Origin of the sequence: Methylorubrum sp. GM97, from assembly GCF_024347855.1 — a bacterium.
Taxonomy (GTDB): domain Bacteria; phylum Pseudomonadota; class Alphaproteobacteria; order Rhizobiales; family Beijerinckiaceae; genus Methylobacterium; species Methylobacterium extorquens.
The window spans coordinates 3,910,579-3,933,075 of record NZ_AP025942.1 but is presented as its reverse complement, the minus strand read 5'-3'; the positions used below and the strand labels follow the sequence as shown (position 1 = coordinate 3,933,075).

At 69.9% G+C, this 22,497-nt stretch carries 17 protein-coding genes; 6 read left to right on the top strand and 11 right to left on the bottom strand.

Going from position 1 to position 22,497, the window contains the following annotated elements:
• Positions 1–36: 36 nt before the first annotated feature.
• Both MSPGM_RS18400 and MSPGM_RS18395 read right to left on the bottom strand, forming a co-directional pair.
• A complete protein-coding gene (locus MSPGM_RS18400; protein WP_261925830.1) occupies positions 37–1,368 on the bottom strand; it encodes an N-acetylmuramoyl-L-alanine amidase in 1,332 nt (443 codons plus the stop codon).
• A 288-nt stretch (positions 1,369–1,656) separates the two neighbouring features.
• The gene (locus tag MSPGM_RS18395) at positions 1,657–1,842 is read right to left on the bottom strand and encodes a hypothetical protein (protein WP_003607569.1); all 186 of its coding nucleotides are present in this window, start codon (positions 1,840–1,842) and stop codon (positions 1,657–1,659) included.
• A 686-nt stretch (positions 1,843–2,528) separates the two neighbouring features.
• Between MSPGM_RS18395 and MSPGM_RS18390 the strand changes: the two genes are divergently transcribed.
• Positions 2,529–5,669 (top strand): ribonuclease E/G, encoded by a 3,141-nt coding sequence (locus MSPGM_RS18390; RefSeq protein WP_261925829.1) that lies wholly within the window; start codon positions 2,529–2,531, stop codon positions 5,667–5,669.
• Positions 5,670–5,869: 200 nt separating this feature from the next.
• Here the strand turns inward: MSPGM_RS18390 and MSPGM_RS18385 are convergent, their stop codons facing one another.
• From MSPGM_RS18385 to MSPGM_RS18375, 3 genes are all read right to left on the bottom strand, one after another.
• Positions 5,870–7,033: a pyridoxal phosphate-dependent aminotransferase gene (locus MSPGM_RS18385; RefSeq protein WP_209688420.1), complete on the bottom strand. Its 1,164-nt coding sequence runs from the start codon at positions 7,031–7,033 to the stop codon at positions 5,870–5,872.
• Between the two features lie 78 nt (positions 7,034–7,111).
• Entirely contained in the window at positions 7,112–8,425 is a 1,314-nt protein-coding gene (locus MSPGM_RS18380) for an OprO/OprP family phosphate-selective porin (RefSeq protein ID WP_209688421.1), read from the bottom strand.
• A gap of 125 nt (positions 8,426–8,550) precedes the next feature.
• Positions 8,551–9,594, bottom strand: coding sequence for an HD-GYP domain-containing protein (locus MSPGM_RS18375; protein ID WP_003604932.1), 1,044 nt, complete (start codon positions 9,592–9,594; stop codon positions 8,551–8,553).
• 298 nt (positions 9,595–9,892) lie between these two features.
• Here MSPGM_RS18375 and MSPGM_RS18370 point away from each other — a divergent pair, with 298 nt between their 5' ends.
• Positions 9,893–10,672, top strand: coding sequence for a DsbA family protein (locus tag MSPGM_RS18370; protein ID WP_261925828.1), 780 nt, complete (start codon positions 9,893–9,895; stop codon positions 10,670–10,672).
• 65 nt (positions 10,673–10,737) lie between these two features.
• On the opposite strand, the gene MSPGM_RS18365 is transcribed toward MSPGM_RS18370, so the two are convergent.
• Positions 10,738–11,919, bottom strand: coding sequence for a mechanosensitive ion channel family protein (locus MSPGM_RS18365; RefSeq protein WP_209688423.1), 1,182 nt, complete (start codon positions 11,917–11,919; stop codon positions 10,738–10,740).
• 322 nt (positions 11,920–12,241) lie between these two features.
• Between MSPGM_RS18365 and MSPGM_RS18360 the strand changes: the two genes are divergently transcribed.
• A complete protein-coding gene (locus MSPGM_RS18360; RefSeq protein WP_209688424.1) occupies positions 12,242–12,391 on the top strand; it encodes a hypothetical protein in 150 nt (49 codons plus the stop codon).
• 4 nt (positions 12,392–12,395) lie between these two features.
• On the opposite strand, the gene MSPGM_RS18355 is transcribed toward MSPGM_RS18360, so the two are convergent.
• The 5 genes from MSPGM_RS18355 to MSPGM_RS18335 all read right to left on the bottom strand — a co-directional run bounded on the left by MSPGM_RS18355 (position 12,396) and on the right by MSPGM_RS18335 (position 17,336).
• Positions 12,396–14,132 (bottom strand): AMP-binding protein, encoded by a 1,737-nt coding sequence (locus MSPGM_RS18355; protein ID WP_209688425.1) that lies wholly within the window; start codon positions 14,130–14,132, stop codon positions 12,396–12,398.
• Positions 14,133–14,231: 99 nt separating this feature from the next.
• Positions 14,232–15,032 (bottom strand): hypothetical protein, encoded by an 801-nt coding sequence (locus MSPGM_RS18350; protein WP_261925827.1) that lies wholly within the window; start codon positions 15,030–15,032, stop codon positions 14,232–14,234.
• Positions 15,029–16,522, bottom strand: a complete 1,494-nt coding sequence (locus MSPGM_RS18345) for a leucyl aminopeptidase (protein WP_015951930.1) — start codon at positions 16,520–16,522, stop codon at positions 15,029–15,031. Before MSPGM_RS18345 ends, MSPGM_RS18350 begins: the two co-directional genes overlap by 4 nt.
• Before the next feature lie 227 nt (positions 16,523–16,749).
• Positions 16,750–17,049, bottom strand: coding sequence for a type II toxin-antitoxin system RelE/ParE family toxin (locus tag MSPGM_RS18340; protein WP_261925826.1), 300 nt, complete (start codon positions 17,047–17,049; stop codon positions 16,750–16,752).
• On the bottom strand, positions 17,046–17,336 hold the full coding sequence (locus MSPGM_RS18335) for a type II toxin-antitoxin system ParD family antitoxin (RefSeq protein WP_261925825.1): 291 nt from the start codon (positions 17,334–17,336) through the stop codon (positions 17,046–17,048). The genes MSPGM_RS18340 and MSPGM_RS18335 overlap by 4 nt, the downstream gene beginning before the upstream one ends.
• Before the next feature lie 189 nt (positions 17,337–17,525).
• Between MSPGM_RS18335 and lptF the strand changes: the two genes are divergently transcribed.
• Genes lptF through MSPGM_RS18320 form a run of 3 tightly spaced genes read left to right on the top strand, consistent with a single transcriptional unit; the run spans position 17,526 to position 22,473 of the window.
• Complete coding sequence (lptF, locus tag MSPGM_RS18330; protein ID WP_261925824.1) at positions 17,526–18,695, top strand: LPS export ABC transporter permease LptF; 1,170 nt, start codon at positions 17,526–17,528, stop codon at positions 18,693–18,695.
• A gap of 10 nt (positions 18,696–18,705) precedes the next feature.
• On the top strand, positions 18,706–19,794 hold the full coding sequence (gene lptG, locus MSPGM_RS18325; RefSeq protein WP_003604387.1) for an LPS export ABC transporter permease LptG: 1,089 nt from the start codon (positions 18,706–18,708) through the stop codon (positions 19,792–19,794).
• A gap of 48 nt (positions 19,795–19,842) precedes the next feature.
• Positions 19,843–22,473 carry an LPS-assembly protein LptD gene (locus MSPGM_RS18320; RefSeq protein ID WP_056153562.1) on the top strand — a complete coding sequence of 877 codons (2,631 nt, stop codon included), beginning with the start codon at positions 19,843–19,845 and terminating at the stop codon, positions 22,471–22,473.
• The last annotated feature ends 24 nt before the right edge of the window (positions 22,474–22,497 follow it).

Below are 22,497 nucleotides of genomic sequence, written 5' to 3'. Positions count from 1 at the left end.
AGGCACGCTTCGCGCCGTGGAGCCGTGTCCGGCTCCTCAGGGGCGGAACGCGATCGCGCTTTTCCCGTTCTCCGCGGAGCGCGCTCCGATCGCCACCGGACGCGAAAGCGTGGCCCGGCCGGAGAAGAACAGGTCCACGGCCTTGGCCATCGAACCCGTCACCCGCATGCGCCACTCTTCCGATTGCAGCTTCTCCAGGTCGCTCTTGCTCGACAGGTAGCCGAGTTCGATCAGCACGGAGGGCACGTCGGGCGAGCGCAAAACCCTGAAGCCGGCCTCGCGGTGGGGCTTCGTGCTCATCTCCATCACCGGGGAGAGCTGGCCCATCAGCTGGCCGGCAAAGCCCGAGGAGAAGCCGCGGGTCTCGCGCAGGGTCAGTTCCTGGAGGATGTCCGCGACCTCCGCCGGGGCCTCGCCGGATTCGGTGCCGGCGGCGGCGTCGGCCCGGTTCTCGCGCTCGGCGAGCCGGGCGGATTCGCCGTCTGTCGCCCGCTCCGAGCCGGTATAGATCGTGGCGCCTTTCACCTGGGGCGCGGCCGAGATCGAATCGGCGTGGATCGAGACGAACAGGTCGGCCTTGGCGTCGCGGGCGATGCGCACCCGCTCGGCCAGCGGCACGAACACGTCGCGGTCGCGGGTCATCAGCAGGCGGTAGCGGCCGGAGGCTTCCAGGCGCTCGGCAAAGGACTGGGCGAAGCCGAACACGATGTCCTTCTCGAACACCCCCGTGGCGGCGATGGCGCCGGGATCGGTGCCGCCGTGGCCGGCATCGATGACGATGAGCGGGCGCGTGTCGGCGGTCTCGCGCACGGGCGCGGCCTTGCCCGCGGCAGCCGGGCTCGGATCGCCCGCGACCGCCGCCTTGCGGAAGGTGTCGCGATCGACCTTGCGGAAGGGAATCGAGACCAGCACCGCGCCCTCGCGGGTCTTGACCGTCTCGATCGCCTCGACCACGGCGGGCCCGGTGAGATCGACCACGATGCGCGAGCGGCCCGGGGCGAACAGGCCGTAGCGGAACGAGGCGATGGCGCCGTCGCGCTTGCGGCCGCTCATCTTGGCCGGCTCCTTGCCCGGCTCCTGGTCGAGCTGGAAGTTGACCTCGGGCAGATCGATCACCGCCCGGTCCGGCCGCTCCATCACGAAGGCGCGGGCCTCGATCGCCTTCGACAGGGTGAGGGTGAGCCGGGTCGTGCCGTCCCGCGTCGCGGTCTCGGCGGCGATCGCCACCGCCGCGCCGCCGGGCTGCGGGCTGCCGGGGCCGTCTTGAGCCGGCACGGGGCCGGCGGCCAGCACCAAGCCGCCCGCGAGCGCGAGGATGGCGATGGGGCGGACAAGTCCGGTGCGGGGCAGGCAGGTGCTGTGCGGCATCGGGCGGCCAAGGGTCCGGGGAAGCCTCCGATACGAGATACGGCCGAGATGGTTAACCGTTCCTCACTTCGCTCCCGCCGATCCCGGCGCCGCTGTTGTGCCGGAGCGACACCGCCTGCGGCGTCCCATGTCTCGTCCCACCCTCCCCCTCATCCTGAGGTGCCGGCGCGCAGCGTCGGCCTCGAAGGGTCCTCCAGGGATCGCGCGGGGGCTGGAGGATCCTTCGAGGGCCGCTGACGCGGCCGCCTCAGGATGAGGGCGGTGGATGGGATATCCTTGGCCGGCGGGTCAGGCGCGGCTGTCGGGAGCTTCTCGCTCGGCTGCCTCGCCGTCGGGCATCTCCCAGGCCCGCTGCCAGACGGCGTGTGCGTCCGAGCCCTCCGGGTGCGGGTTGGCGGTGGCCGGGTCGCCCCGGTAGCGGGCCTCACGCCCCTCCTTCGCCACCGCGGCGAGCGATTGATCCGGAAGCGACACCGCGAAGCCCTCCCCTGCTATCCCGACGGGATTTCTGCCATTCCAACGGGTTCGTCGGGTTCAAGCCCGTGGGGCGGCCTCCGGTTCACGGGAACGTGCGGGTGATGGCGCGCTTGCCTGACGAAGTGCCGGGGGCCGTCATACGGAACCCTTGCAATTCTCCCGCGACACTCTGTAATGATATCGACCCCATTCCCGGGTTGGCGCTTCGGCGGCCCCCGGGCGCGCCCGGGGCATGTCGGCGCCCACCTCGCTCGAATCAGCAGCGTCAGTCGGCGCCTCCCGGCATCCGGGCGGGTGTCACGGCATTCGCGGCCTCCCGATCATTCCGGGTCGGCCGTGCCCATGAAATCTGTACGGGCCGCTTGCCGGCCCACCATCTTCGCGAGGCCGGATCAGGATGGGAGGACGCACAGCATCGGTTGCCGCTGCTCGTGCCGAAGGCGCGCGGTTTTCGCGTCGCCTCGCCCCTTCCGTCGCCCCGGCCCTGTTCAACCCCCACCGCGCCGATGCCCGGCGCGTCAAGGCGGTTGACGGCAATCCCCTCCCCGCATCCACCGCGACCTCGGCGACGAGGCCGGCACGCGCCCATCTCCTTCCGGCCCGCAGGCCGGGGGCGGCGCCGCCGGGACCAAGCGGCGCGAGCGTGAGGAGAACGACGTCGGCCGCCATGTCGAAAGCACGTCATGGCCAACAACAAGATGCTCATCGATGCGATGCATCCGGAGGAGACCCGGGTCGTCACAGTCCAAGGCTCGCGGGTCGAGGAATTTGATTTCGAGGCGGCCAACCGCCGGCCTCTGAGGGGCAACATCTATCTCGCCAAGGTCACCCGCGTGGAGCCCTCGCTCCAGGCGGCCTTCGTCGAGTACGGCGGCAACCGCCACGGCTTCCTCGCCTTCAACGAGATCCACCCCGACTACTACCAGATCCCGATGGCCGACCGCCTCGCGCTGATCGAGGCCGAGGCGCGCGAGGAAGAGGAGCACCGCGAGCGCGAGGAGCGCCGTCCGCCGCGGGGCCGCCGCTCGCGTGGGCGCCGGGCCGAGGCTCGCGGTGCGCGCCCCGACGACACGGTGAAGTCGCAAGAGGCGGTGTCCGACGCAGGCTCCGAGGACACTGCGATCCCCGGTGAGGGCCAGGCCGCCGACGCGCCTGCGCCGGAGGCGATCGAGGCGGTGCGGTCCGCTCTCGTCGAAGGGCGGAGCGAAGAACGGAACGACGAGCGGAGCGAGGGCGACGCGGCGTCCGCACCGGTCGAGGCCGGCGGCGATGCCTCCGCGAGCCTGCCCGAGGCGGCTTTGGAGCCCGGCACCTCCGCCAGTGAGGCGTCGGCTGACGAAGCCGCTGCGGTCGAGCCCTCCGACATCGCCGCGATCTCCGAGGCGCCGAACCCGCCCGTCGAGACCACGGAATCCTCCGAGTCCGCGCCCGCTGAGGCCGATTCCGCCGAGGCAGAGACGGTCGAGCCGCAGCCCGTCGCCGCCAGCGCGCCCGTCTCCCAGGCCGAGATCGAGGAAGCCGACGCGGATTCCGACGAGGACTCCGAGGCTGACGATTCGGACGACGAGGACTCGGAGGATGACGAGTCCGACGACGAGGATGAGGACGACGATTCCGAGGACGACGATTCGGACGACGAGGACGACGACGAGGAGTCCGAGGACGGCGAGCCGCGCGTCGCTCAGGTCGGTGGCTCGGGCGATGCGCTCGCCGAGCTCCCCGAGCGTCCGCGCGCCTATCGCCGCCACTACAAGATCCAGGAGGTGATCAAGCGCCGCCAGATCATCCTCGTCCAGGTCGTCAAGGAAGAGCGCGGCACCAAGGGCGCGGCGCTCACCACCTACCTGTCGCTCGCCGGCCGCTACTCGGTGCTGATGCCGAACACCGGCCGGGGCGGCGGCATCTCGCGCAAGATCACCTCGGCCGCCGACCGCAAGCGCCTCAAGGAAGTGGTCGCCGACCTCGACGTGCCGGATGGGATGGGGATCATCCTGCGCACGGCCGGTGCCTCGCGCACCAAGCCCGAGATCAAGCGCGACTTCGAGTACCTGATGCGCCTGTGGGAGAGCGTGCGCGAGCTGACGCTGTCCTCGACCGCCCCGGCGCTCGTCTACGAGGAGGGCTCGCTGATCAAGCGGGCGATCCGTGACCTCTACAACAAGGATCTCGACGAGGTTCTGGTCTCCGGCGAGGACGCCTACCGCGAGGCCAAGGACTTCATGCGGATGCTGATGCCCGGCCAGTCCAAGGTCGTGAAGCCCTACCGCGATCCGACGCCGATCTTCGCCCGCTACGGCGTCGAGCAGCAGCTCGACGCGATGTTCTCGACCCACGTCGCCCTGCGCTCCGGCGGCTACCTCGTCATCAACCCGACCGAGGCGCTGGTCTCGATCGACGTGAACTCCGGCCGCGCCACCCGAGAGCACGACATCGAGGACACCGCGCTCAAGACGAACCTCGAGGCGGCCGAAGAGGTCGCCCGGCAGGTGCGCCTGCGCGATCTCGCCGGCCTCGTCGTGATCGACTTCATCGACATGGAGGAGAAGCGCAACAATCGGGCAGTGGAGAAGCGCCTGAACGAGGCGCTCAAGAACGACCGGGCGCGCATCCAGGTCGGGCGGATCTCGCCCTTCGGCCTGCTTGAGATGAGCCGCCAGCGCATCCGCACCGGCGTGCTCGAATCCTCCTCGATCCCCTGCGCCCATTGCGGCGGCTCGGGCTTCGTGCGGGCGACCTCCTCGGTGGCGCTGCACATCCTGCGCTCGATCGAGGAAGTGCTGCTCAAGTCGGCGAGCCACAACGTCGTGCTGCGCACCCGCACCGAGACGGCGCTCTACATCCTCAACCAGAAGCGCGCGCATCTCTTCGATCTCGAGCAGCGCTTCTCGGTCACGATCACCATCTCCGCCGACGACCGGCTCGTGGCGACCTCCGCCTTCCAGCTCGAACGCGGCGAGCCGGCGGTGAAGCACGAGGGCCCGGTGACGGGCGTGCGCGCCGTGGCGATCTCGCCGGTCTACGAGGCCGAGGAGTTCGAGGACGAGGCGGTCGAGAGCCAGGAGACCGAAGAGGTCGAGACCGAGGTCGAAGCGGAGCCCGGGGGCGCGTCCGAGGAGCGCCCCGCCGCCGATGCGTCCGAGGAGGGCGGTGGCCGTCGCCGCCGTCGCCGTCGCCGTCGCGGTGGCCGCGCCTCCGGTGAGGGCGAGGCCCGCGCGCGGGACGAGGACGGGACCGACAGCGAGGATGGGGCCGAGGACAGCGCGGACGACGGCGACAATGCGCCCGATTCCGAGCCGGAGGCCGTCGAGGCGGCTCTCGGCGCCGCGGCCGAGCCGGACGAGACCGCATCAGACGCCGACGCCAACGGCGAGGACGCCAACGGACGCCGCCGTCGCCGCGGACGCCGGGGCGGTCGCGGCCGCGGCCGGACCGAGCGCAATGGCCGTTCGGATTCCGAGCAGGATTCCGATGCCGACGAGGTGCGGACCTCGGAGGAGTCCGAGGCGCATCCCGAGGAGACCGCCTCCGATACCCTGCCGGTCGGCCCCGAGGAGCCGTTCAACGATGCCGATGTGAGCACCGTCTCGCTCGCCGCCGAGAACGGCGCCGCGGCCGAGCCGCCGCCGGTCGTCCCCGCGCCGGAGCTCGAGCCGATCCAAGTCGAGTCCTTCGCCGAGGCCGCGACCGAAGCGGCAGCGCCCAGCCCGGCCAACGCCGAGCCCGCGCCGGAGCCCGTCGCGGTGGTGCTGACGCCGCCGGACCCGAACCGTCCCAAGCGGGCCGGCTGGTGGTCGCGCACCAAGGCGGCGCTGTCGGGAGAGTGAGACGCGGCGCGGGATCGCGGATCCCGCGCACGGCTCCTGATGCGTCCTGATGCTTGCGAAGCGGGGTCCGGCTCAGCCGGGCCCCGTTTTGCGTATCAGGGGGTATGATCCGGCGCGTTCCGCGGGTCTTCCGGCGGATAGGTCTGCGGTGCGCAGGCGTTCGGGAAGGCCGGATGCTGCACGATACCGGAGCCAGCGGCTCAGCCCAGCCAACCCTTCAGCCGCGCCACCGCCTCGGCGCATTCGGCGTTCGAGCCGGCGAAGGAGAAGCGGATGTGGTGGCCGCCCTCCTCCGGGTCGAAGTCGAGGCCCGGCGTCGCGGCGACGCCCGCCTCCTCCAGCATCCGCCGGCAGAAGGCGCTGGCGTCGTCGGTGTGCCGGGCGATGTCGGCGTAGAGATAGAAGGCCCCGTCCACGGGGTGGATGTCGCTGAAGCCGAGCGCCGGCAGCGCGTCGAGGAGCAGGGCGCGGTTGGCCGCGTAGCCCTCGCGGACCGCGACGATCTCGTCGAGCGTGTCGAAGGCGGCGAGCGCCGCGATTTGCGAGAGATAGGGCGCCGAGATGTAGAGGTTCTGCGCCAGCCGCTCGATTCCGCGGACCAGCGTCTCGGGCACCACCATCCAGCCGACCCGCCAGCCGGTCATGCAGTAGAATTTCGAGAAGGAGTTGATGACCAGCGCGTTCGCATCGAATTGCAGCGCGGTTGCCGTCGGCACGCCGTAGCTGAGGCCGTGATAGATCTCGTCGGAGATGAAGGGCAGCGAGAGCGCCCGCGCCGTGGCGCAGAGTTCGGCAAGCCGGGTCGGCTCGATCACCGTGCCCGAGGGGTTGGCCGGGCTCATCACAAGCAGGCCGGAGAGGGGCTGCGCCGCATGGGCCGCGCGCACCAGCGCGGGGGTCGGGGCGTAGCGGTCCTCCGCACGCAGGGTCAGCGGCTGCGGGATCAGGTCGAGGGCGCGCAGGATGCCGTCATAGGCCGGGTAGCCGGGGCGCGGCACGCCGATCCGGGCGCCCGCATCGAACAGGGCGAGGAAGGCCAGCACGAAGCCCGCCGAGGAGCCCGTCGTCACCACCACCCGCTCCGGCGAGAGGCTGACGCCGTAGGTCTCGGCGTAGTGCCGGGCGATGCGCTCGCGGAGGCGCGGAAGCCCGAGCGCTTCGGTGTAGGGGATGCGCCCGTCGGCGAGCGCTCCTTGCGCCGCCGCGATCACCGCGCGGGGCGCCGGGGCCGAGGGCTGGCCGACCTCCATGTGCACGACGCCCTCCCCGCGCCGCTCCTGGGCGCCGGCGGCAGCCATCACGTCCATCGCCAGGAAGGGCGCCACGGCCTGGGCGCGGCGCGAGAGGGCGGGATCGGGGCTCAAAGGCGAGGCTCCTCACGGGAGAGGCGGGACCCCGGTCAGGTAGACCCTGCCGGCGCCCCGCTCAACCGCGGGAGGCGCCTACCAGGTGAGCTGCGCCCGGCCGATGAAGAGGTCGGCGTCGACGGTGCGGCGGCCGAAGTTCAGCGATTCCGCCGACGGTTCGGCATGCGAGCGGATGTAGTCGAAGACGAAGCGGATGTTAGGCTCGGGATACCAGTTCGCGCCCGCGGTGAAGTCGTGCTCGACGCCGCCGCGCACCTCACGGGATTCGAGGTCGATGGCGCTGTAACGGACCCCGAGTTCGAACAGGCCCGTGCCGCCGCGGCTGACCCGCTGGCGTTCCTCGACGGTGACGCCGGTGAAGACGCCGTAGTCGCTGCCGTAGGTCGGCACGACCCGGTAGGGCCGGCCCTTGTCGTTGAGCACCACTGAGGCCTGGATGTAGCCGCCCTGGAACAGCAGCGGCGGGCGTCCGTCGCGGCGCTCGATATCGGTGAGGATGTACTCGCCCTGGAGCCGGAACGGACCCTGCTGCCATGCCGCCTCGACGCCGACCCGGCCGATCGCCGTGGCGTCGCGGATTGTCCGGGTGTTGGCGAGCGGGCGGGCGAACAGGAACGCCTCCGAGCGGCTCGACAGGCTGAGGCTGCTGTCGTCGTCGCCGAGCGTCCGGTAGCTGCCGGCGAGGCCGAGATGCAGCACGTCGTTCTTGTTCTCGGAGAGCCACGGCGTGTAGGTTAGGCGGCTGGTCGAGGCGATCCCGTTGTTCTGCAGGCCGGTGTTGATGTTGCCGCCGAACACGCCCGTCACCGCGGTCCAGTTGGCGCCGTGGGTACCGATGGCGGAGCCGAAGTTGCGCGCCGGGGCGAAGGCGTCGGCCTGGGAGCGCTCGGTGAACTGGCTGACATTGTCGCTGATGAGCTGATCGAGGCTGAACGGCTCCTTGAAGTTGCCCTGGGTGATGATGACGTCCTGAAAACCCTTGTAGGCGACGATGGCGTCGCTCACCGGCACGCGCCGCTCGTTGAAGTCGTACTGGAAGGCGAATTCGAAGTCCTTGAGGCTGTAATAGGTCTCGATCCAGGCCCGGCGGATCGCCGCCGGCTCCTCGAACACCGTGCCGAAGCCGCGCTGCTGCACATGGCCCGTGCCGAAATCCCCCTGGAGCCGGCCGCCGATGCGGAATGTGCTGCCGTCGTCGAGCCGGACCGTAATGCCCTTCTCGTCGAGGGTCACGGGCGGCTTGGCCTCGGCCTTCTTGCGGGACGTCTCGTCGGCCGCGGCGGGGCCCGCGGAGCAGGTCAGGATCGAGGCGAGGATCGAGACCGCGGCCAGGGCGAGGCCCGGTGCGGCGGCGGAAGCAAGGCAGCGGAGGGCGCGGCGAGGCGGCATCGGAACATCCAAGGCGGGGCAGGTCATGCTTAACCTTTGATGGTTTTGATGACCCGTGTACGACGCCTGGGATGAAAAGGCGGCCCTCGACCGCCGATACCGCGCGCTCGTTGCCGGAGGCCGCTTCAGGGCACCGTCTGCACCGCCCGGCCGAAGGCCTGCACCAGCCCACCCTCGAGCTTGCCCTGCATGCTCGACAGGATCGAGAGCGCGTCGCGGCTCGACATCGGCACCTTGTAGGGGCGCCGCTCGATCAGGGCGGCATAGATGTCGCAGATCGTCAGCAGCCGCACGGGGTCGCCGATCGCGTCGGCGCAGAGCTTGTCCGGGTAGCCCGAGCCGTCGAGCATCTCGTGATGGTGGCGCGTCACCGCGAGCGTGATCGGGTCGCAGCCGCCGGACGCCATCAGAATCTCGTGGCCGATCGGCGCGTGGGTCTGCATCACCGCCCGCTCGTCGTCGTCGAGCCGGCCGGGCTTGTTGAGCACGGCGAGCGGGATGCGCGACTTGCCCACGTCGTGCACCAGCGCGGCGCGGGTCATGAGCTGCTTGTCCGTGGCGGAGAGGCCGAGATTCTGGGCGAAGGCGGCGACGACGCCAGAGACCAGCAGGCAGTGCTGGAAGGTCACGTCGTCGTGTGCCCACACCTCGTCGAGCCAGCGCGACAGGCCGCCCTCGTGGATGGCGTCGAGCACCGGGGCGATGCCCCGCTCGACGCTCGGCAGGTCGATCGGGCCGGTCTGCGCCGATTCGAACAGGCGCGTCATCAGCGTACCCGCCCGCTCGGCCTCGCGGGTCACCACGAGGTCGGCCACCGACTTCTCGGGCCAGACCTCGCGCACCAGCGAGCCCACCACCATCCGCGGCTCGGCCAGCGCCGACAGGCACAGGGTGGCACCGAGGTTGCGCGCCTCGGTGAAGGCGGATTGCTCGTTGCCGCGGGTCAGGCAGATCAGGGGCGCGCGCGTGCGTGCGGGGCGGCTCGCCAGCAAGCGCAGGCAGCGCTTGGCTTCGGGGCGGCTCAGGGTGATGTCGGCGATCACACCGCGGAAGGGGCCGATCCGGGCCCAGGTTTCGTCGGTGCCCACGACCCGGCACTCGGCGACCGCGCGCACGGCATCCACCAGGGACTGGCTTCGATCCGGGCGGTCGCTCAGCACGACGATCACGCTGCCCTCCCCGTTCCGGCCGAATCGTTGCTTGCCTGGAACTTGAGGTGCATCATTTAGCAAATCGCTAAAATCGAACGACTTTCGGTTGCGCGGCCGGACGGGGCGGTCGCCGCGAAATCGCCGCAGCCCGGGAGCAGGTAACGGCGCGAGACCCTTCAGGGGGCTCCCGTCCGGATCAGATTCGGGTCGGCGCGGCGGATGCGCCGTGCCATAGTTTCGTCGGCGGGGCCGGTGTGAACGCCGTGTCGCTGGTCCCGGCCGGGATGTCGTCCCCGACATGCATTTCGAGGTATCGATGAAGCTCTTCCGCTCCGTTTCCGTCTTCGCCCTCGCCGGCGGGCTTGCGCTCGGTGCGGCCGTCGGCGCCCGCGCGGAGGATGCCGCCCCCTTCACCGACGCCCAGCGCAAGGCGATCGAGGGGATCGTCAAGGACTACCTCGTCAAGAATCCGGACGTGCTGCAGGAGGCGATCGCCGAGGGTGAGCGCCGCGCCCAAGAGACGCAGAAGCTCGCCCAGGCCGCCGCGCTGAAGGAGTCGCGCGAGGCGCTGACGAACTCGCCCTACGGCATCGTCGCCGGCAACCCGAACGGCGACGTCACCGTGGTCGAGTTCTTCGACTACAATTGCGGCTATTGCCGCAAGGCGTTCACCGACGTGCAGACCCTGATCAAGTCTGATCCGAAGCTGCGCGTGGTGCTCAAGGACTTCCCCGTGCTCGGCGCCGAGTCGCTGGAGGCGAGCCGGATCGCGCTCGCGGCCAAGCTCCAGCTCAAGCCGGAGAAGATGTTCGACTTCCACGCCAAGCTGCTCGAGACCAAGGGCCGCATCAACGGCGAGCGGGCGATCGCGGTGGCCAAGGAATTCGGTGCCGACGTGGAGCGCCTGAAGAAGGACGCGCAGGGGCCGGAGGTAAAGGCCGCACTCACCGAGAACGTGGGCCTCGGCGATAAGCTCAGCCTCTCGGGCACCCCCGCCTTCGTCATCGGCGACGAGATCCTGCCCGGCGCGGTTGGCGTCGAGCCGATGCGCAAGACCATCAGCGACATCCGCCAGTGCGGCCACGCGAGCTGCTGAGCCGCTGCTCTCGACGGAAAGAACAAGGGCCCGGTGCGGATCGACCGCACCGGGCCCTTCTTCGTTCAGGCCGCCGCGGCGCGGGGATCGCTTTGGAGCGGGCGCTCGCCGCGGATGCCGGTCTCGTTGCCGGTCTCGGGCCGTGCCTGGCCACCGGGATAGGGCGGATCGGGATTCACCCATTCCGCCCGCTGGCGTGGCAGGGCGCTGGGATGCTCCTTCTGCAGGAAGCCGATCATCTTCTCGCGCACCTCGCAGCGTAGATCCCAGGTCTGCGGCGCGTTGCGGGCGCTCACCAGCATCCGCAGCTCGATCACGCCCTCCCGCGCGTCCGAGACTTGCAGGTTGACCACGTTGCCGTCCCAGAGCCGGGACGCCCCGGCGATCCGCCGCAATTCCTTGCGCATCGCCTCGATCGGCGCCCGGTGATCGACGTAAAGGAACACCGAGCCGATCAGCGAAGCGCCCTCGCGGGTCCAGTTCTGGAACGGTTTCTGGATGAAGTAGGTCAGCGGCAGGACGAGGCGGCGCCAGTCCCACAGCCGCACGACGACGTAGGTCGCGTTGATCTCCTCGACCCAGCCCCACTCGTTCTCGACGATGACCGCGTCCTCGATCCGGATCGGCTGGGTGATGGCGATCTGGATGCCCGCCACGAGGTTGGAGAGCACCGGCTGCATCGCCAGCCCGAGGATCAGCCCGGCCGCGCCCGCCGAGGCGAGCAGGCTCACCCCGTATTGCCGCACCGGCTCGAAGGTCATCAGCGCGATGGCGATGGTAACGATGGCCACCAGCGTCAGCGCCGCCCGCTCGAGGATGCGCATCTGCGTGAAGTGCTTGCGGGCGAGCAGGTTGTCTTCCGCATCGAGCTTGAACCGGCGCAGGTAGATCACGGTGGCGATGTGGATCGCCGTGGCGCAGGTCCAGCCCGCGAGCGTCACGAAAGCGACGAGCAGCACCTGATTGAGGACGAGCCGGATCTGCCATGTGAGCGGCGCGGTGGAGACCGCGAGCGTCAGGCTCATGACCAGCAGCGCGAGCCGGCTCGGCCCCCGGGTGCGGGACACTAGCGAGCGCCAGAACAGGCTCTTCCCGCTCACCGCCCTCTGCGCGAAGCGATAGGCCACCCCATGCAGAGGCAGCACCAGCGCGCAGCAGCCGGCCACCAGGATCGGGCTCGCCACCCACCAGGGCCATTGGACGATCCAACCGATCAGCTCGTCGAAGAATGCGTGGGCTTGCGCCATCGATATCCTCTCGCGGCCGATCCTGCCGGCGAAGGATGCGAGCCGGGCGAGGCCCCCGCGTCGCCGAGGTCCCTTCGCCCGAGATCCCTTCGCCGGAAGGACCACACCGGGGGCAATGATCGCTGGCGGACACAGTTCCGCACTGCACAATAGCCCGGAAATCCGCTCCGGCCGGGCGCAGTTTTCTGCCTGAAGTATCCTCCGTGAAGCCTGCCGGCGCCCTCGCGTCGAGGGTGACGGCGCGAGGTTTCACGAGCCGTTGCAACAGGCCGAACGGCTCTTCCGGAGCCTCGCGCGAGGCCGGTACGGCCCGCGGCCGCCGGTGATCGGCGACCCGGACGCCCATGCCGCGATCGCGAAGATCTGGGACGTGCGGCGCTGCCTCGCCCTCATCGGGCGCCCGATTCCCAGCGCGGACGACCGCCCGCTGTTGCGGGTCGATCGGATCGCCGACGCATGCGGCCGGGGCTGAGCCTTCAGCCCGCCGCCGGCCCGCTGTCCCGCAGGGCCCGGCGCAGCACCTTGCCGACATTGGTCTTCGGCAGGCTGTCCTGGATCACGATCCGGCGGGGCACCTTGTAGCCGGTGAGGCTCGCGCGGGCATGCGCCCTGAGCGCGTCCGGCTCCACGGACGGATCGCGCAGGACCACGTGGGCGACGACCATTTCGCCGCTCTCGCCGCAGGGCGCGCCGACCACGGCGCATTCGACCACCGCCGGATGGGTGGCGAGTACGTCCTCGACCTCGTTCGGGTAGACGTTGAAGCCGGAGACGAGGATCATGTCCTTCATCCGGTCGACGATGCGGATCTGCCCGTCCGGCGTCATCACCGCCACGTCGCCGGTGCGGAAGAAGCCGTCGGCGGTCATCGCCGCCCGCGTCTCCTCCGGGCGGTTCCAGTAGCCGGCCATCACCTGGGGCCCGCGCACGCAGAGTTCGCCGGGCACGCCGAAGGGCAGCACCGTGCCGTCCTCGGCGCGGATCGTCACCTCGGTCGAGGGCAGCGGATAGCCAATCGTCCCGGTCCAGTCGGCGAGCCCGAGCGGGTTGACGCTCACCACCGGCGAGGTCTCCGACAGGCCGTAGCCTTCGAGGATGGTCTGGCCGGTGATCGCCTTCCAGCGGGCGGCTACCGCCGACTGCACCGCCATGCCGCCGCCGACCACGTACTCCACGTTTGAGAAATCGACCGTGCCGATCTTCGGGTGGTTGTTCAGCGCGTTGAACAGCGTGTTCACCCCGGCGAAGTTGGTGAAGCGGGTGCGGCTGAGCGTCTTCACGAAGCCGTCGAGATCGCGCGGGTTCGGGATCAGCAGGCAGCAGCCGCCGAGCCGGAAGAAGAACAGGAAGCAGGCCGTCAGCGCGAAGATGTGGTAGAGCGGCAGCGCCGTCACCGCCACGTGTCCGTCCCCCTCCCCCGCCGGGCCGCGGAACCACGCCCGGCTCTGCTCGACATTGGCCATGATGTTGCGGTGGGTCAGCATCGCCGCCTTGGCGATGCCGGTGGTGCCGCCGGTATATTGCAGGAAGGCGACGTCGCCGGGCTCGATCGCGACCGAGGGGCGCTTGAGGCCGCGGCCCGCCCGCACCACCGCCTCGAACCGCAGGGTCCGCCCGGCCGGCAGGGTGTAGGGCGGCACCGCCCGCTTCACCCGCCGCGAGACGAGATCGACGATCCGTCCCTTCAGCCCGAGCAGGTCGCCGGGGCCCGCCACGACGATCCGCTCCAGGCTCGGCATCTGCGGCAGCGCCTGCGCGACCGTGTGGCAGAAGTTCTCCAGCACGAAGAGGACGCGGGCGCCGGAATCGTTGATCTGCGCGGCGAGTTCGCGCGGGGTGTAGAGCGGGTTGACGTTGACGACGGTGCAGCCCGCCACCAGCACGCCGAGCAGCGAGACGGGACAGGCCGGGACGTTGGGCATCATCACCGCGATGCGGTCGCCGATGCCGTCCACACCCGTCTCGCTGCCTTTGCCGGCCTTGCCGTAGCCGTTGGCGGCGAGCCACGCCGCCACCGCCTGCGCCGCGGCGCCGACCTCGCGGTAGCGCAGGCTCGCGCCGAAGCAGGTGATCGCCGGACGCTCGGCGAAGCGCAGCACGCTGCGGTCGAACAGATCGACCACCGTGCCGACGGATTCGACGTCGATATCGGCGGGAATGCCGGGGGGATAGGCGGCCAGCCAAGGACGCTCCGCGCTCCGGTCCTGCGCCATCCTCGTCCCTCCTGCCCTGTGGCACGCGGCTTATGAGGGCCGGGCTCAGCCCGGCTCCACCGCTTCCCGTCGTGGCTTAAGCGTTTCCGGCGCGTTCGATCAAGCCACGCCCACCCGCGCGGCTTGAGGTGTCACCCGAGTCGTCCGCTGCGGCCGCAGGCGGGCGGCCATGAGCAGCACGTGCGGCAGGGCGGCGAGCGTCAGCACCAGGGCGGCGACGACGAGGTCGCGGGCGTCGAGCGGGCGGCGCGGCCACGGGCCGAACCCGGCATCGCGGGCGAGCCCGATCACGGCGGCGGCGAACCACAGCGCCAGGAAGCCCGCGACCCATCCCAGCAGCGCCCGCCCGGCCCTGCGCCAGCGGCTCCCGCTGCGCGCCGGACCCGGCCGACCGGCCAGACGCGCGCCGAGCCCCATGGCCAGCCCGAACAGGCCCGCGGCGGCCCCTGCCCCCATCGCGTAGGCGATCACCATCGGCGTGCCGTTGAGGAAGGCGCCGCTGCCGGTGGCGAAGCCGGCCCGCAGCACGAGGCCGCCGAAAGTCGGGTGCAGGCTCGCTGCCAGGAACAGCGCGAGGCCGATCCCCCCGCCGACGATCCGCCGAACCAGCGAAGCGGCGCTCGGCGCCAGCATGACAGTCAGGATGCGGGTGACCCCGTAGACCAGCGCGAAGGCGAAGAGCGGGTAGCGGTCGAGGAAGAAGCCGTAGAACCGCGCCGCCACGTCCGGCGGCATCGCGCTGCGTTGATCGAAGCCGGTGAGGAAGACGACGAACAGGGCGGTCAGCGCCGCCAGCAGCGGCGCCGCGGCGATGGCCAGGCGGCCCCGTTCCGAGCGCGCGGCACGCGCCTCCGCCGAGCCGGCCTCCGGGCCGGCGGAGAGCGCTCCGGTGCGGCTCACCGCTCGTAGTGTTCGCGCACGAGCCGGTCGAGCAGGCGCACGCCCCAGCCCGCGCCCCAGCTCCGGTTGATCTCGGAGGGGGTGGAGGACATGCCGACGCCGGCGATGTCGAGATGGGCCCACGGCACGTCGTTGACGTAGCGCTTGAGGAAGGCGGCCGCCGTGGCCGCGCCGCCGTGGCGCCCGCCGGTGTTCTTCATGTCGGCGAACTTCGAGTCGATCGCCTTGTCGAAGGCCGGGATCAGCGGCATCCGCCACACCTTCTCGCCCGCCGCCTCACCGGCCGCGGTGATCTGGCCTGAGAGCGCGTCGTCGTTGGAGAACAGGCCGGCGATGTCCTGGCCGAGCGCGACGATGATCGCGCCGGTGAGCGTGGCCAGATCGATCATCGCCTTGGGCTTGTAGGTCGCCTGGATGTGCCAGAGCACGTCGGCGAGCACGAGGCGGCCTTCCGCGTCGGTGTTGATGACCTCGATGGTTTGCCCTGAGAGCGAGGTGACGATGTCGGAGGGGCGGTAGGCCGCACCGTCGGGCATGTTCTCGACAATGCCGATGGCGCCGATCACGTTCGCCTTGGCCTTGCGCGAGGCCAGGGCGTGCAGGGTGCCGACGACCGCGGCCGAGCCGCCCATGTCGCCCTTCATGTCCTCCATGCCGCCGGCCGACTTGATCGAGACGCCGCCGGAATCGAACACCACGCCCTTGCCGATCAGCGCCAGAGGCGGCTCCGCGGCGTCGTCCGCCCCGTTCCAGCGCATGATGACCACCCGCGGCTCGCGGGCCGAGCCCTGCGCCACCGCGAGCAGGGCGCCCATGCCGATCTCCTTCATCCGCGCCACGTCGAGGATCTCGACCTCGACGCCGAGCTGCGTCAGCTCGGAGACGCGCCGGGCATATTCCTCGGGGTAGAGGACGTTCGGCGGCTCGTTGACGAGGTTGCGGGCGAGGATCACGCCCTCGGCCACCGCCTCGGCGCTCCGCGCGGCAGCTTGCGCCCCGGACGGGTCGGCGACCCGCAGGGTCAGCGCGGCACCCGCCTCGTCCTCGTCCTTCTTCTTGGTCTTGTACTGGTCGAAGCGGTAGCTGCGCAGGCGCGCGCCGAGGGTGAAGTCGGCGACGTCCCGGGCGCTGGCGGCGAAACCGGGCCCGTCGATCACGACGCGGGCGCTGCGGGCCCCGACCTTGCCGGCGGTGAAGCCGCCCAGCACGGTCCAGTCGATCTTGGCCCGGTCCTTCTCCGATCCCAGCCCGATCACCACGAGCCGGTCGGCCTCCACCCCCGCCGGGGCCGGGAGGACCAGCGCGCTCTGCGCCTTGCCCTTGAAGCGCTCGCTCGCGGCGGCGCGGGCGACCAGCTCGGTGCCGGGCTGGCCGAGCGCCTCGGAGGCGGCACCGGACAGGGCGAGGTCGTCGCCCACGAACACCACGAGGTCGCCCCCCGTGCCGCGCGACGACAGCGGCTCAAAGGTGATTTCGATCCCACCGGCCATGATGCTCTTCGCTCTCAACCCGTCTTCCGCCGGCTCCTCCGCATGCCCCGCGAAAACCGGCGAACCTGTGTACCCGCTGAAACGCAGAACGCAACGCGGTGGCGTCTCAGCCCGGCAGGCAACGCGCCTCAAGGATGTCGCACCAACTATCAGCCGGTGCGGCCGCGAAAGCGCTGGGCCCACCGCGCTCGCGCATCGCGCGGCATCATGCGTTTTGAAAGAGACGCTCAGTCGGCCGGGAACAAGATCGCCTCATAGTCCTGCGCCCCATTCAGCACGCGCAGCACCTCGATCCGATCCACCTGAAGACGATAGAAGATCAGATAATCGCCGTAAGGACGGCGGCGGATGTCGGAGGTTTCGCGCCCCGGCAGGAGCGGGAACGCTCGTGGTATGACGCTCAGGTTCTGGCAGCGCTTCTCCAGTTCAGCCACGAAGCTCGCTGCCCGTGTCGGATTGTCCTGTCCGATGAAGCGGCCGATGCGGACGAGATCGCCGATCGCTGCCTCGGTAAGGACGACGTTCACCTGTTGCCGCTTTCGCTGTCGATGCCGAGTTCGGCGCGAATGCGGGCGAAAGCCTCACCCACCGGAACGACGCGGCCCGCCTCCGCATCGGCGATGCCTTCCGCGAGGGCCGCATCGAGGGCACGCAGCCTCGCCTCACGGTCCTTCTCCGCGAGGTAGCGGCTGCGGACCAAGTCGCGGATGTACTCGCTCGTGGTGGCAAAGGCGCCCTCACGCACCTTGTCGCGAACGAACTGCTCCAGCTCACGGGTGAGTGTGACGGTCATCTGCCCAGTCGGCGTCGGCATCGTTGCCTCCTATGGCGGCGTTCGAACGCAGTTCAGTGAAATTCACTGAGGCTCGCTTGTCCAGCCTTGTTCACCCCGCCGCGAAACGGCCTCATTCCAAGCGCCCGAAGCCGGCAGTATCGGCGCCTTGTCCCTTGCATGGGGTGCCGCTCGCGGTGAGTGAATGAAGGACCGGTTCGGGCGGCGCGGATGACGCAGATCGAGCGCTACATATTCAGGATCGCGCTCGGGGCCTTCCTCACCTGCCTGATCGGCCTCACCGGCACGATCTGGGTGACGCAGGCCCTGCGCGAACTCGACCTCGTCACGGCCAAGGGGCAGACGCTCCTCGTCTTCCTGTTCATCACCGCCCTGTCGCTGCCGACGCTGATCACGGTGATCGCTCCGGTCGCCCTGTTCATTGCCTGCGTCTACGCGCTGAACAAGCTCAACGGCGATTCCGAGCTGATCGTGATGTCGGCCGCCGGCATGCCACCGCGCCAGTTGCTGCGGCCCTTCGCGACCCTGGCCTTCGCGATCAGCGTCGTGGTCGCCTTCCTGACGATCCAGGTGATGCCCTCCTCCTTCCAGGAGCTGCGCGACGTGCTGACCCGGGTGCGGGGGGATTTCGTCGCCAACGTCGTCAAGGAGGGCCAGTTCACGGCGCTCGACAACGGCATCACCTTCCATTTCCGCGAGCGCGGCGCCGACGGCTCCCTCCAGGGCCTGTTCATCCAGGACAAGCGCGAGGCCGGCAAGGCGGTGGTCTACCTCGCCGAGCGCGGGCGCGTGAGCGAGGTCGATGGGCAGACCTACCTCGTGCTGGAAAAGGGCAGCATCCACCGCCAGCAGAAGGACAGCCGCGATTCCTCGATCGTGAGCTACGAGCGCTACGCCGTCGATCTCGCCGCCTTCACGCCGCCGGATTCCGAGACGGTCTACAAGCCGCGCGAGCGCTCGACCATGGCGCTGCTCTTCCCCGATACGGGCGAGGGCTATTACCGCCTGCAGAAGGGCCGCTTCCGGGCCGAACTCCACGACCGGCTCTCCGCCTGGCTCTACCCGCTGGCGCTGGCCTTCATCGCGTTCGCCGCTCTGGGCGATCCGCGCACCACGCGCCAGGGCCGGGGCTTGGCCGTGGCCAGCGCGGTCGTGGGCGTGATCGCACTGCGCATTGCCGGTTTTGCCGCGAGCAGTGCGGCCGTGCGCAGCCCCGGCGCGGTGGTGGCGATCTACGCCGCGCCGCTCGGGGCGATCGCCCTCTCCTGCCTGCTGATCTTCGGCGGCGCCCGCACCCGCGCGATGAACGAGTGGTTCGGCCGGCTCGGGCGAAGGCTCGCCGGCAGCCTGCGGCGGCGCCCGCTCGCCGGACGGGCCTGAGGGTGCCGGCATGCTGATCGGAGCGACCCTCGGCCGCTACTTCGCGTGGCGCTTCGTGCGCACCATCCTCGGCGTGTTCCTCACCGTCTTCGCCCTGGTCTACACTCTCGACTTCGTCGAGTTGCTGCGGCGGGCGGGCGACGCGGAGGGCGCCTCGCCGGGGCTGATGGCGCAGCTCGCGCTCTACCGCACGCCCGCCGTGGCCGAGAGCGTGCTGCCCTTCGCGGTGCTGTTCGGCTCCATGGCCGCCCTGCTCCAGCTCTCGCGCAAGCTCGAACTCGTGGTGGCGCGGGCCGCCGGCATCTCGGCGTGGCAGTTCCTCCAGCCCGGCGCCTTCGTCGCGCTGGCGATCGGCGCGCTCGCCATCGGCGCCTACAATCCCCTGTCCGCGGCGCTCAAGCAGCGTTCCAGCGAGATCGAGGCGAAGATCTTCGCCAAATCCACCAAGGCCGGCACCGGCAAGGACCTGTGGCTGCGCCAGCGCAGCATCGACGGGCAGGCGATCATCCGGGCCGAGACGGCGGTCGAGGGCACGACCACGCTGGCCGGGGTCACCGTCTTCCAGTTCGACGAGGCCGGTGCGTTCGCCGCACAGCTCGAGGCGGCGCGCGCGACCCTGCACGACGGATGGTGGGAGTTGCGCGATGTGCGCGTTCTCACACGCGATGAACCGCCCGAGAGCCACGAGGTCTACCTCGTCGCCTCGACACTCGATCCGAGCCAGATCCGCCAGCGCTTCACCCCTCCGGAATCTGTGCCCTTCTGGCAACTTCCGGAGACCATCGCACGCCACGAGCGGGCCGGGCTGGATGCCACGCGCTACCGGCTCCAGTACGATGTGCTGCTGGCAACGCCCCTGCTCTACCTCGCGATGGTCCTTGTGGCGGCAACGGTTTCCTTAAGGTTCTTCCGCTTTGGTGGTGTCGGAAAACTGGTGCTCGGCGGGGTGAGCGCGGGCTTCGTGCTCTACGTCGCGCGGCAGGTCATGGAGGGCCTCGGCGCGTCGGGGATGGTCGCGCCGACAGTGGCGGCATGGTTCCCGGCCGTGGTAGGAAGCTTGCTCGGTACGCTCACGCTTCTCTACCAGGAGGACGGCTGATGCACGGTTGTCCGGGTCGGGACGGGTTCGGTCGTGCAAGGGACTATCGTGATCGGCGTGCAGGGGGCTGCACAGGGTTCGAGGGACGCGTTGCGTAAGGTCGCCGACATCGCGATCACGGTCTCCATGGCCGCACTGCTGACGGCAGCCTACGGGCTCGCCGCGCCGCGCGCCCATGCCCAGGCCGGACTGGAGAAGCTCGCCGGCTCCAAGCCCGGCGAGAAGGGCCAGCGCCTGCTCGTCGAGGCCGACGAGCTGATCTACGACAACGACCGCAACACCGTGACCGCGCGCGGCAATGCCGAGCTGCATTACGGCGCGCGCACGCTCCAGGCCGACCGGGTGCGCTACGACCGCGGCACGAGCCGCGTCTTCGCCGAAGGCAATGTCCGCCTCACCGACGAGACCGGGGCGCTGGTCACCGGCGAGCGGATGGAGCTGACCGACGACTTCAAGAACGGCTTCGTCGAGGCCCTGCGCATCCAGCAGACCGTCGTGATGAAGGGCGAGACGGTGCGCACCCGCATCTCCGCCCCGCGGGCGGAGCGAATCGCGGGCGAGCAATCGAGCTTCGACTACGCGACCTACACCGCCTGCGAGCCGTGCAAGGACCATCCGGAGACGCCGCCGCTCTGGCAGATCAAGGCGGCCAAGATCATCCACAACAATGAGACCCACACGATCAGTTACGAGGATTCGAGCCTCGAAATCGGTGGGATCCCGGTCGCCTACCTGCCCTATTTCGAGTCCGCCGACCCGACGGTGAAGCGCAAGACCGGCTTCCTGACGCCGCGCTTCATCACCTCGACCCCGCTCGGCAGCGGCGTCGCGACCCCGTATTTCATCAACCTCGATCCGAGCTACGACCTGACGATCACCCCGGCCTTCGTCTCGCGCCAGGGCGTGCTGGGTCAGGCCGAGTTCCGCCAGCGCCTCGATAACGGCAGCTACAATCTGCGCCTGTCGGGCATCTTCCAATCGACGCCCTCGGCCTTCCTGCCGGGACCGCTGGGTGCGGCCGACCGCGAGTTCCGCGGCTCGGTCGAGACGCGCGGGCGCTTCTTCATCAACGAGCACTGGCGCACGGGCTGGGACCTCGTCGGCGTGACCGACAAGTGGTTCCTCGACAATTACCGCATCCGCAACCAGAGCATCACCACCGACTATTTCCGCGAGGCGGTGTCGAGCGCCTACCTGATCGGCCAGGGCGACCGCTCGTGGTTCGAGGCGCGCGGCTACTACTTCAAGGCCCTGTCGAGCTTCGACTGGCAGAAGGAGCAGCCCGTCGTCCTGCCGGTGATCGATTACGACAAGCGCATCAATGGGCCGGGCAAGCTCGGCGGCGAGGTGCGGTTCGAGGCCAACGTCACGAGCCTCAGCCGCGAGGCGACCGACTTCCAGGGCATCCCGCGCACCGGCAGCTACCTGTTCGCCCCGAGCGTCAACGGGATCAGCTATCCGCTCTACGAGACCTGCACCACCTTCGTGCGCGACCGCTGCATTGTGCGCGGTTTGGGCGGCGTCGACACGCGGCTTTCGGCCCAGGTCTCCTGGCGCCGCAGCTTCATCGACGATTTCGGCCAGGTCTTCACGCCGTTCACCTATCTGCGCACCGACGCCTTCTTCGTGAACCCGAGCCGCTCGGGCTTCCAGAACGCCTTGGTGAACAACATCACCACCGTCGATGACGGCTTCTCCGGCCGCGTCATGCCGGCGATCGGCCTCGACTACCGCTATCCCTTCGTCGCCGATTTCGGCGGGCTCGGCGTCCATACCCTGGAGCCGATCGCTCAGGTGATCGCCCGGCCCTCCGAGACCCGGATCGGCCGCCTGCCCAATGAGGACGCGCAGAGCCTCGTCTTCGACGACACCTCGCTGTTCGAGTGGGACAAGTTCTCCGGCTACGACCGGGTCGAGGGCGGCGTGCGGGCCAATCTCGGCGCGCAATATTCCGTCGTGACCCCGTCAGGCTGGTACGCCAACCTGATGTTCGGCGAGTCGATCCAGATCGCGGGCGTGAACTCGTTCCGCCGCGGGGATCTGGCCAATGTCGGCCTCGATTCCGGCCTGGAGAACCGCCGCTCGGATTTCGTCGGCCGCTTCCAGCTCTCGCCCAACCAGAACATCAGCTTCATCAGCCGCGCCCGCTTCGACCAGCGCGACTTCGCCGTGAACCGGTTCGAGACCGGCGTGACCGCGCGGTTCTCGCCGTTCCTGCCGCTCGAAACCTCGCTGTTCTACTCGTTCTACGAGGCGCAGCCGGCGCTCGGCTTCGCCCATCGCCGCGAGGGCGTGACGGCCTCGGCCACCTACCGCATCACCCCGAACTGGTTCGTCACCGGCTCGGCGCTCGTCGACTTCACCCGCTACCTCGACACCCGCGACACCTTCGCCGACCTCTACACCGCCTATCTCTCCAACCCGGTCGGCCTCGCCCCGGTCTACAGCAGCCCCGGCCTGACCTACCTCTCCGGCCTGAGCCTCGGCGGCGGCTATCAGGACGAGTGCACCACGGTTTCGCTGAACTACATCGTCTCGCCCATCGCCACCGCGATCGGCGTGCGCGAGCGAAACCAGACCGTGCTGCTGCGCCTGGAGCTGAAGACTTTGGGTGAGGCGGACCTGCGCCAGAACGTCAGCAGCTCGACCACCGCCGACGGCATCGCCTCAGTGCGCTGAGATGGTCGTCTGCGCCGGGATACA